The organism is Vibrio makurazakiensis, from assembly GCF_050337375.1.
Classification (GTDB): domain Bacteria; phylum Pseudomonadota; class Gammaproteobacteria; order Enterobacterales; family Vibrionaceae; genus Vibrio; species Vibrio makurazakiensis.
In genome coordinates this window covers 1-1,698 of sequence record NZ_JAKJSW010000418.1, presented here as the reverse complement: position 1 = coordinate 1,698, position 1,698 = coordinate 1, and the positions used below count along the sequence as shown (strand labels likewise).

The following is a 1,698-nucleotide window of genomic DNA, read 5'->3' as shown; positions in this document are numbered from 1 at the left end:
ACTTAAATGGTGTCATGTTTACAAAAGCACTGCCCAACGCAKTAGGTATTTGGTCTAGCAAAGAGTTATCTGGTGATGACTTGATGGCGAGTAATGTTCAAAAGATGGATTTGATTCTGCAACCTGACTTTGTGTTCATGTTTAGAGTTTCTGATGACGTAGGTGGTGAGGCTGTTCACCGTGGCGTTTATTACACAGAAGGCAATCACCTAGTACTTCTTTACGAAAATGGTGAGCATGACACAACCTATACTCTTAATAGCGACGTGTTAACCCTAGAAGGGGAAGAAGGCGATATGTACGCAGTACTAAACCGGATCCGTTAACCAATTGATATATCGTTATGGCATTAAAATATAGAGATAAATGATTAATTCGTATAATTATTCAGCAAGTTAACGAGGTGTTTTTTCTAAACACCTCGTTTTTTTATATTTGAGCTTGTGTTCTGTCGTCTAAAGCCTTAGATATAGATAGGTTAACCTAATTATATGACTGTTAAAAAAGGATTAAGACATGGCCCACACCCCACAAGCCAAATATCGTAAAGATTATCAAGCGCCTTCACACCTGATTTCTACAATCGACCTGACTTTCGACTTACATGATAATGCGTCTATCGTTACGGCTATTTCTCAGGTAGAGCAGCAAGAAGGTTCAACACTAGTGCTTGAGGGTGAGGGATTGAAGTTAGTTTCTATTGAAGTGAATAGCGTAGCGTGGACTAGCTATGAGCAGACAGAAACACAACTAACACTGACTGAACTACCAACGTCATTCGAACTTAAGATTATTACTGAAGTCGATCCTGAAGGAAACAGTGCGTTAGAAGGTCTATATAAATCGGGTGGTGCTTTCTGTACTCAGTGTGAAGCTGAAGGTTTCCGTCGAATCACGTATTATATGGACCGTCCGGATGTTCTAGCTAAATTTACGACGACGGTTATCGCAGATAAAGCTGCTTATCCATTTCTTTTGAGTAACGGTAACCGTATGGACTCGGGCGATCTAGAAAATGGTCGTCATTGGGTTAAATGGGAAGACCCGCATCCAAAACCTGCTTATTTGTTTGCTTTAGTAGCAGGGGATTTTGATGTACTTCGTGATGAATACAAAACTCAGTCTGGCCGTAAAGTAGATCTAGAGATCTTCGTTGATAAGGGAAATCTCGATCGTGCAAACCATGCGATGGTTTCGTTAAACAATTCGATGAAGTGGGATGAAGAACGTTTCGATCTTGAATATGACTTAGACATCTACATGATCGTTGCTGTTGATTTTTTCAACATGGGCGCAATGGAAAATAAAGGCTTAAATATCTTTAACTCGAAGTTTGTGTTGGCGAATGATCAAACAGCCACAGATACAGACTATCTAGGTATTGAAGCCGTTATCGGTCACGAGTACTTCCATAACTGGACTGGTAACCGTGTTACTTGTCGTGATTGGTTTCAACTAAGCTTGAAAGAAGGCCTAACTGTATTCCGAGATCAAGAGTTTTCATCTGACCTAGGCTCACGCGCGGTTAATCGCATTAACAATGTACGCATTATTCGTGGCCCTCAGTTTGCGGAAGATGCAAGCCCAATGTCTCACCCAATCCGACCTGAAAAAGTAATAGAAATGAACAACTTCTATACTTTAACAGTCTATGAAAAGGGCAGTGAAGTCATTCGAATGATGCACACACTATTAGGT

Annotated in this window: 1 protein-coding gene and 1 pseudogene; both read left to right on the top strand. The window is 40.5% G+C overall.

The features are described from left to right. A pseudogene (locus L4C33_RS22075) lies at positions 1-326 on the top strand (hypothetical protein); the annotation flags it as partial. 190 nt (positions 327-516) lie between these two features. Beyond that, positions 517-1,698 (top strand): M1 family aminopeptidase (locus L4C33_RS22070; protein WP_428814525.1); only part of this gene is annotated, 1,182 nt, incomplete at its 3' end.